General features: G+C 70.9%; 6 protein-coding genes and 1 pseudogene. 1 reads left to right on the forward strand and 6 read right to left on the reverse strand.

Annotated features, from left to right (window positions below):
* Positions 1–1,943 (reverse strand): N-acetylmuramoyl-L-alanine amidase (locus tag FNH09_RS42035; protein ID WP_152895129.1); only part of this gene is annotated, 1,943 nt, incomplete at its 3' end.
* A gap of 466 nt (positions 1,944–2,409) precedes the next feature.
* Here FNH09_RS42035 and FNH09_RS42040 point away from each other — a divergent pair.
* Positions 2,410–3,654: an ROK family protein gene (locus FNH09_RS42040; RefSeq protein ID WP_152895133.1), complete on the forward strand. Its 1,245-nt coding sequence runs from the start codon at positions 2,410–2,412 to the stop codon at positions 3,652–3,654.
* A gap of 152 nt (positions 3,655–3,806) precedes the next feature.
* Here the strand turns inward: FNH09_RS42040 and FNH09_RS42045 are convergent, their stop codons facing one another.
* The 5 genes and pseudogenes from FNH09_RS42045 to FNH09_RS42065 all read right to left on the reverse strand — a co-directional run.
* On the reverse strand, positions 3,807–5,186 hold the full coding sequence (locus tag FNH09_RS42045) for a GH1 family beta-glucosidase (protein ID WP_152895130.1): 1,380 nt from the start codon (positions 5,184–5,186) through the stop codon (positions 3,807–3,809).
* A 40-nt stretch (positions 5,187–5,226) separates the two neighbouring features.
* Positions 5,227–6,075 (reverse strand): carbohydrate ABC transporter permease, encoded by an 849-nt coding sequence (locus FNH09_RS42050; RefSeq protein WP_152895131.1) that lies wholly within the window; start codon positions 6,073–6,075, stop codon positions 5,227–5,229.
* 5 nt (positions 6,076–6,080) lie between these two features.
* Positions 6,081–7,034, reverse strand: a complete 954-nt coding sequence (locus tag FNH09_RS42055; protein ID WP_152895132.1) for a carbohydrate ABC transporter permease — start codon at positions 7,032–7,034, stop codon at positions 6,081–6,083.
* Positions 7,035–7,043: 9 nt separating this feature from the next.
* Complete coding sequence (locus FNH09_RS42060) at positions 7,044–8,306, reverse strand: extracellular solute-binding protein (RefSeq protein ID WP_162469911.1); 1,263 nt, start codon at positions 8,304–8,306, stop codon at positions 7,044–7,046.
* A gap of 178 nt (positions 8,307–8,484) precedes the next feature.
* Positions 8,485–8,655, reverse strand: a pseudogene (locus FNH09_RS42065) (xylose isomerase); the annotation flags it as partial.

Genomic DNA, 8,655 nt, shown 5'->3' on the forward strand with positions numbered 1-8,655 from the left:
GGGGTGGGGGCAGCGGGTGCGGCCTCGGCAGTGACGTCGCCCGCGTACACCAGGGCGGTGCGGTGGTTGTACTGGATGGTGTACATGGACTTGCCGCCGATCACGACGGTGCCGCTGGACTTGAAGTAGTCGTCGGTCGGGGTGGCGGGCGCGGTGGCGACGTAGGCCTGGCCGGCCGGGATGGTGTACATGCTCAACGGCGCCTGGGTGGAGGGTGACAGACCCGCGGGGTACTCGGCGGCGTCGGGGTAGCTGGAGCCGTAGACCTTGACGGGCGGGTCGGCGGGGCTCTGGCCGCTCTTGACGACGGTCACGCCGACGGCGGGGACGGTGTTCACGCCGCCCGGGTTGTGGAACCAGACCTTGCTGCCGCTGTACCAGATCGCGGTCCAGTCGCCGTCCTGGCCCGCGACGACGAACTGCTGCCCGGCCTGGGCGGTGCTGCCCCAGTCGTTGATGCGGTCGGTGCCGGCCGCGCCAGGGTGGATCGCCTGGTCGCCGAAGAGCGGCGCCGTGTCGCTGGGCTCGGTGCGCAGATAGAGGGAGTTGGACGGCTGCTCCACGTACGTGCACGTGGTGGTGGCGCCGGTCGGGTCGTCGGCGGGGCAGATCTGGACGCGCTGCTGGTTGCCGGCGAAGCCGGGGGCGATGGTCACCACCGAGCCGATGTCGCCGACCCCGTGCTCGCCGGTGATCGGTGCACCGACCAGGGACATGAAGTGCTCCCAGTCCCAGGACGGGCCCGGGTCCCAGTGCATGCCGGACACGGTTCCCGACGTCGGACCGACGATGTTGTCATGGCCGATGATGTGCTGCCGGTCCAGCGGGATGCCGAACCGTCCCGCCAGGTACTTCACCAGGTCCGCGGTCGCCTCGTACTGCGCCTCGGTGTACCAGGTCGCGCCGTGCGCGGCGTACCCCTCGTGCTCGATGCCGATGGAGTGCATGTTCGTGGAGTAGTTGCCTGCGTGGAAGGCGAGGTCCTTCGTGGGCACCATCTGCGTCACCGCGCCGTCCGAGGACCGCATCACGTAGTGCGCTGCACCGCCGCCGGGGGTCTGGAAGGTGGTGATGGCCGACGCGTAGGGCGACTCGGTGTCGTGGATGACGATCGAGTCGATCCTGATCCCGTTGGCGGGCCGGTTGGAGACCTGGCCGTTGGCCGCCGCGGCCGCCACGAAGGTGCAGTCCACCGTGGTGGGGCACTCGGTGTCGGTCGTCGCCGCCGCCGTCAGGTTCAGCCGGGACAGCTGTGCCGTCGCCGGGCTGACCTGGGGGTCGGCCGTCAGGGTCACGCGCCGGCCGTCCGCGGTGGTGCGTGCGACGCCGTGCCTCAGGGTGGCGAAGACGCGGTCGGCGAACGCCTTCGCTCCCTGCTGCCGGGTCGACTGGCTGTAGCGCGCCACGGCCGCGTACCAGTGGTCGGGATCGGCCGAGGCCTGCCCGCCGGTCGTCTTCTGGTACGACGCCAGCAGCGCGGCGCCGCCACGGATGTTCGCCGCCGCGTCGGTACGCAGTCGCTGCTCCGGGAGCCCGGTCAGGCGTGCCGCCGCCCGCAGGGTGTGCAGCGCCGGATCGGCGGCCATCGCCGCGAGGTCCCCCCGGCCTGCCGCGCCCGCGTCCCCGTCGGCCAGCATGGCTTCCGTCACGTCCGTCAGGTGCATCGGACCGTACCCGCCGTCGGCGCTGTGTCCGCCGGCGTGTGCGTCCCACGCCGACTCCTGGTAGGCCACCGCCAGCAAGACCCCTTCCGGCACCCCGAACTCCGCCGCCGCGGCCGCGAAGTCCCCCTGCCGTACTGCCGCGTTCGCGGTCCTCTCCCCCGCGGCCTGTGCCGCCGCCGGCGCGGCGATGGTGCCGGCCACGGCCAGCACGGCCGCCGCCAGCACGAGCGGCCGGCGCCGGGCGCCGCCGCGTCGTCGCGTTCTTGCCTCTGTGGTCATCAACGATCCCCGATTCTCAGCCGAACAGGCACCACGGTTCTGCCGCGGTGCCGGTGGTCATGGCACAGACCGCCGCGCAGGCATGCCGAGTCATCACGCGAGATGTCCCGGTAGCCGGCCGGCAGCGGAATGCGACCTGTATCCGCCCGAACTCGCCCCAGGGGCCGCGTTCTTGGCGGAGCCAGTTCACAGTGTCCCTCAAGATGATCACCGGTTTCGCCTCAACTGAGTTGCCTTTACGCCGAGTTGGCATGAACACACGACAGCATGCGGCGGTTCGTCCGGTACGCGGAGCGGGACCGGCTCCTTGTCGTCACCGCGCGGATGCCGGCTCGGCGGGTGCCCGGTCGCGCCCCGGAACCGACCCCGGGTGCCGCCGGCTCGTCGCGCCCCGCCTGACCGAGCGGCCCGTTCGACGGGTGGGAACCTCGCTTCACCTGCGCGGATGGATACCCTCGACAGCACGATGAACAACACTCCGATCCCCCTGGGGCCGAAGGCCGACAAGGCGACGGTCCGCCGGCACAACCTCAGCCTGGTGCTGCGGGCCGTGCACGACGCGGGCGACGCCACCCGGGCCGCCGTCGCCACCCGCGTCGGGCTGACCCGGGCCGCGGTCTCCTCCCTGGTCGAGCAACTGCTGGAGAACGGCTTCCTGACCGAATGGGGCAAGACCAGCAGCGGCCAGGCGGGACGCCCCGGCACGGTGCTGAAGGTGGCCCGCACCGGTCCGGCCGGGCTCGGGGTGGAGATCAACGTCGACTATGTCGCCGTCTGCGTGGTGGACCTCGCGGGCACCGACCGGGTCCGGCTGGTCGAGCACGTGGACAACCGCGGGGTCTCGCCCTCGGAGGTGCTCGGGCGCGCCGCCCAGCTGGCCGCACGCGCGCTGGCGTCGGCGGCCGAGCAGGATCTGACGCCGGTCGGCGCCCATGTCGTGGTGCCGGGCCTGGTCACCGGCGGCACCGTCCGGCAGGCTCCCAACCTCGGCTGGACCAGGGTCGCCGTCGAGGGGCTGTTCGCCCAGTCGCTGTCCGCCCTCGCCCCGGCCCGCCGCCCGCTGCCCGTCAGTTCCGACAACGAGGCCAACGCCGCGGCCCTGGCCGAGCTCTGGTACGGCGCCGGTACCGAGGGCGTGCGCAGCTTCCTGTATCTGACCGGCGAGATCGGCATCGGCGGAGCGCTGGTCGTCGGCGGCGAGCTGCTGCGCGGGGCGCACGGCTTCGCCGGGGAGATCGGGCACATGGTCGTCGACCCCGACGGCCCGCTGTGCCCGTGCGGAGCCCACGGCTGCCTGGAGCAGTACGCCGGGCAGGCCGCGCTGCTGGCCGCCGCAGGGATCGAGACCACGGCCGGGGTGCTGGGTGTCGCCGAACTCCAGCGGCGGGTGCGCCGCGCCGACCCGGACGCTCTCGCCGCCGTCGAACGCGCCGGGCGGCAGCTGGGCTGCGTGGTCTCCGGAGCGGTCAATCTCTTCGACCCGGACGCGGTGATGCTCGGCGGGTTCTACCGGGCGCTCACCCGCTGGCTGGCGCCCGCCGTGGAACATGAACTGGCCCTGCGGGTGATCTCGGGGCTGTGGGCCAAGGACAGCGGGCGGCTGCGGGCCGCCTCCCCGCTGGGCGACGCGGCCAGGGGCGCGGCCGGGGTGATCGTGCAGGAGGTCCTCGCCGACCCGGCGGCCTTCGCCGACCGCGGCGACGACGACTGAGCGCGACCCCGGCGTCGTACTGATTCGTACCAGGTCGCACTAGGTTGTTCCGGGTCGCACCTGGTCGTTCTGAGTCGCACCTAGACGATCACGGCCGCGGCCCGGGAGGGGCGACGGCGGATGTGCCGTCGCCCCTCCCGGGCCGTGTCCCGTCAGCCGCGCTGGGCGGCGATCAGCTGCCGGTACCAGTGGTAGCTGTCCTTCGGGGTGCGCACCTGGGTGTCGTAGTCGACCCGGACGATCCCGAACCGCTTGTCGTAGCCGAAGGCCCACTCGAAGTTGTCCAGGAGCGACCACACGTAGTAGCCCTGGACGTCGACACCGGCGTCGATCGCCGCGCGCAGCGCGGTCAGGTGGTCGCGAAGGTAGTCGACCCGGTCGGTGTCGTGCACCGCGCCGTCCTCGCTCACCGTGTCGTGTTCGGCGGAGCCGTTCTCGGTGATGTGGATCGGCGGCAGGGCGTCGCCGTACTGCTGCTTCAGCGCCACCAGCAGATCGGTGAAGGTGTCCGGCGCGACCGCCCAGCCCATCGCGGTCTCCCGGACGTCCGGCATCCGGACCTCCGCGTACCGGTTGTCGGTCGCCACCCGCTTGGCCGGGTCGGCCTCGCGCAGCGGGGCGTCGGCGACCACGATCGGCCGGTAGTAGTTGATGCCCAGGAAGTCCAGCGGCTGCGAGATCAGCTCCAGGTCGCCGTCCCGGCGGAAGTCCGCCGCGGTGATCAGCTCGCCGAAGGTGTCCTCCTCGGTGTCCGCGTAGCGGCCGGCCAGGATCGGCACGGTCCACACCAGGTTGTGCTGGGTGTCCGCGCGGACCACGGCCGCGAGGTCGGCGGCCGAGTCGGTGGCGGGCAGGTTGCGGTCGAGGTTGAGGGTGATCCCGACCTCACGCACCCCGGCCGCCCTGAGCGCCTGCACCGCGAGACCGTGACCGACCAGCAGGTGGTGCACGGCGGCCAGCGCGGGCGTCCCCTCCTTGGCGCCCGGCGCGTGCCTGCCGATGGAATAGCCGAGGAACGCGCTGCACCACGGCTCGTTGAGGGTGATCCAGCGCGGTACGCGGTCGCCGAGGTGCTCGGCCACCACGGCCGTGTACTCGGCGAACCGCTCCGCCGTCTCGCGCACCCGCCAGCCTCCTCGATCCTCCAGCGCCTGCGGCAGGTCCCAGTGGTAGAGGGTGGCGGCCGGCTCGATGCCCGCCTCCAGCAGTTCGTCCACCAGACGGGAGTAGAAGTCCAGGCCCTTGGGGTTCACCGGGCCGCTGCCTTCGGGCACGATCCGCGGCCAGGCGAGCGAGAAGCGGTAGGAGTCCACGCCCAGTTCGCGCAGCAGCGCCACGTCCTCGGGGTAACGGTGGTAGTGGTCGCAGGCCACGTCGCCGGTGTCACCGTTCACCACCAGACCGGGGGTGTGGCTGTAGGTGTCCCAGATGGAGGGGCCACGGCCGTCCTCGCGCGCGGCTCCCTCGATCTGGTAGGAGGCGGTGGCGGCGCCGAACACGAAACCGGACGGGAATCCGGGGAAGCCACTCATCAGTCGATGTCCCTTTCGACGTGTGCGGGGTGTGCGGTGGTCACTTGACGGAACCGCCGGTGATGCCGGCGGCGATGTACTTCTGCGCGAGCACGAGCAGGATCGCGGCGGGGATCGCCGAGAGCACGGAGGCGGCCATGACCGAACCCCAGTCGCCGACGTGCGCGCCGATGTACTGATAGATGCCCAGGGTGACCGGCTTGACGTGGTCGGTGGTGTTCAGGGTGAGCGCGAACATGAAGTCGCTCCACGCGTACAGGAAGGAGAACAGCCCTGCGGTGATCAGCGAGTTGCGGCTCATCGGCAGCACGACCTGGACGAAGGTGCGCAGCCGGCCGGCTCCGTCGACCTCGGCCGCCTCGATGACCTCGCGCGGGATGGCCACCATGAACGAGCGCATCAGCACGATCGCGAACGGGATGCCCAGCGAGGCGTCGGCCAGCATCAGGCCGAAGTAGGAGTTGACCAGGCCGAGGTCCACGTAGGCGCTGTACATCGCGTTGGCGATGACGATGCCGGGCACCATCTGGGTGATCAACGTGCCGAACACCACGGTCTTGGCGCCGCGCAGGTTGAACTGTGCGAGGCCGTAGGCGGCGGGCGCGGAGAACGCCAGGCAGATCACGACGGCGCCGAGCGCCACCGCGAGGGAGGTCAGCAGATGGCCGCCCTGCTCGGTCACGGCCGAGGAGAACCCGGACAGGTCCAGGCCGTGCGGGACCGGGTCCACCTCCAGCAGGCCGGACTCGGGCTGCAAGGCGGTGTTGATCATCCAGTACAGCGGGAACAGCATCACGGCCAGGATGAGGATGCCGACGGCCGTCGTGCCCCAGCGGCGCTTGGGCCTGTTGACGGCCGGGGCCGGGGCGGCGGGAGTGGTGGTCGCCATGCCGGTCACTTCCCCTCGTTGCGGTTGGCCCGCAGGTAGAACACCGCGAACACGGCGGAGATCAGGATCAGGATGTTGCCGACGACGGCACCGGCCCCGAAGTCCAGCTGGACGAAGGAGTTCTGGTACGTCAGCGTGCCCAGGGTCTGGGTGGAGTCGGCGGGGCCGCCGTCGGTGAGCGCCAGCACCAGGTCGAGGATCTTGACCGTGGACATGAAGCCCAGCACGAGCACGACCGTGATGACGGGCTTCAGCAGCGGCAGCGTGACCGAGCGGAAGGTGCGCCAGGCGGAGGCGCCGTCGAGGGAGGCGGCCTCGTAGACCTCGCGCGGGACCTCCTGGAGACCGCCGTAGAGGATCACCATGTTGAACGGGATGCCGATCCAGACGTTCACCAGGATCACGGCGAGCAGCGCCATGTGCGTGCTCGTCAGCCACGGGGTGTGGCCGATGCCGAACAGCCCGAGGAACGAGTTCAGCACGCCGGTGTCCTGATCCAGGATGCGCCGCCAGACGATGCCGGAGACGACCATGGGCACCAGCCACGGCAGCAGGATCAGCGCGCGCAGCACCCCGTTGAGCGGGAACCTGCGGTTGAAGAACACCGCCAGTCCCAGACCGATGCAGAACTGGCCGACCAGCGAGCCGATCGTGAAGACGATCGTCTGCCACAGGGCCTTGCCGAACAGGTCGTCGCCGAAGACGTTGCGCCAGTTGTCCAGGCCGTTGAAGGGGGCCTTGCCGGTGAAGAACGTCGACGGCGTGTAGTGCTGGAAGCTCATCACAACGTTGCGGACGAGCGGGTAGCCGAAGAACAGCAGCATGAACAGCACGGCCGGGGCGACGAAGCCCCACTGCGCGAGGGTGCGGCGCCGACGGGCGCGGGCCGGGTCGGGAGCGACGGCGGCCGTCGTGATGCCGTCGGCCGTGGCGGCGGGAGCAGCAGCGGTGATGGACATGTGGTTACCTCACTTTCCGCTCTCGACGCGCGACTGCGCGTGCTTCAGGGCCGACTCGCTCGACTGGCCGGTCAGCGCCGACTGGAAGGCGCTCTGGAGGGCCAGGGAGATCGACGTCCAGCCGGAGCCGGCCTTGGCGGTGCGCGAGCGGGCCACCGCGACCTGGTCGGCCAGCGAGCTGAGCGAGGGGACCTTCTGGCGCCAGGTGGCGGCGGCCTTCTGGTTGGCGGGGATCATCCAGCTGTTCAGCGCGTAGGTGACTTCCTCCTGCTCGCTGGTCATACAGTTGACGATCTTCGCGGACGTCTTCTCGCGTACGGGGTCGCCGATGTCCGGGATGGTGAGTTCACCGCCGCCCAGCGGGCCCACGGAGTCGTCCCCGGCCTGCGGGACGGGGATCTGCGCGATGCCCCAGTGCAGGTTCTTCTTGGTGTTGAGGGTCTCGACCTGCCACGGCCCGTTGATCATCATGGCGGCGTTGCCGGCCATGAACTGGTCGTTGACGTCGGCCTGGGTCCAGTTGATCGTCGACTTCGACAGCGAGCCGTCGGAGATCAGCGACTTCCAGTAGTCCAGCGCCTCGACGACGTTGCGGCTGTCGAGGGCGGTCTCGTCGCCGCCGTTGGACCACATGAACGGGGTGAACTGGTAGACGCCGTCCTCCGAGCCGCCAGCGCTCAGGGCGACGCCGTACTGGTGGCCCTGGGTGAGCTTCTTGGCCGTCTCGCGCATCTCGGCCCAGGTGGTGGGCACCTGGAGACCGGCCTTGTCGAGGATGTCCTTGTTGTAGAAGAGCGCCAGGGTGTTCACCGTGCGTGCCGCGCCGTAGTACGTGCCCTTGTAGGAGCCGTAGTCGATGATGCCCTGGGGTACGTCGGTGGTGTCGACGCCCAGCTTCCTGAGGTCCTTCAGGCCGCCGGTCTCCGCGAAGGTCGGCATCTCGGAGCCGTCGAACTGGATGATGTCCGGCAGCGACTTCGAGGACGCCATCCGCAGCGACTTGGTCATGACCTGGTTAGCGGGGACCGACTGCTGCTGGATGGTGACGCCGAGCTGCTTGCCGCAGCGTTCGAGGGTGGCCGCGTCCCAGCTGTGGTACGAGTCGTCCGTCGAGGAGTTCAGGACGGTGTACACGTCGGGGTCGCGGGACTGGCCGCAGCCGGCCAGCGCGACGGTGCCGACGAGCGCGGAGGCGACGGTGAGCGGGACGAGGACGCGCCGGCTGATCCGCCGGCGTCCGGGACGTGCCCCGTTCGAGAGGTGTGCTGTCACGGTGGTGCCCTTGCGTGGGAGGGGTGCCGGCTCCGGCGGACGCCCGTGTCCGGCGGAGTGAGAGGAGCGAGGAGCGGGCCCGGGGCCCTGGACGCGGTTCCGGCGGACGCGCGTCCGTGGGGGGTGGCTCACCCCCGTGCCCGGCACATGGCGCCGGGCACGGAACGGGTGGTCGGGGTCAGCGGGTGCCGAGGAGGTGGTCCATGGCGAGCTGGTCGAGGTGCTCGAACGCCATCCCGCGCGCGGCGGCCGCGTCGACGTCGAACTCCTCGAACGACGCACGGTCGGCCAGCAGCGCCTGAAGACCGTCGGCGGCCGTCGGCTGCGCCAGCTCGTCCAGGCGCGCGGC

This window comes from Streptomyces adustus, from assembly GCF_009377175.1.
Lineage (GTDB): Bacteria > Actinomycetota > Actinomycetes > Streptomycetales > Streptomycetaceae > Streptomyces > Streptomyces adustus.

Excerpts from the sequence above, each read along its gene's own strand:
- FNH09_RS42050 (WP_152895131.1), bottom strand. The coding sequence starts at position 6,075 with ATGGCGACCACCACTCCCGCCGCCCCGGCCCCGGCCGTCAACAGGCCC.
- FNH09_RS42055 (WP_152895132.1), bottom strand. The coding sequence starts at position 7,034 with ATGTCCATCACCGCTGCTGCTCCCGCCGCCACGGCCGACGGCATCACG.
- FNH09_RS42045 (WP_152895130.1), bottom strand. The coding sequence starts at position 5,186 with ATGAGTGGCTTCCCCGGATTCCCGTCCGGTTTCGTGTTCGGCGCCGCC.
- FNH09_RS42040 (WP_152895133.1), top strand. The coding sequence starts at position 2,410 with ATGAACAACACTCCGATCCCCCTGGGGCCGAAGGCCGACAAGGCGACG.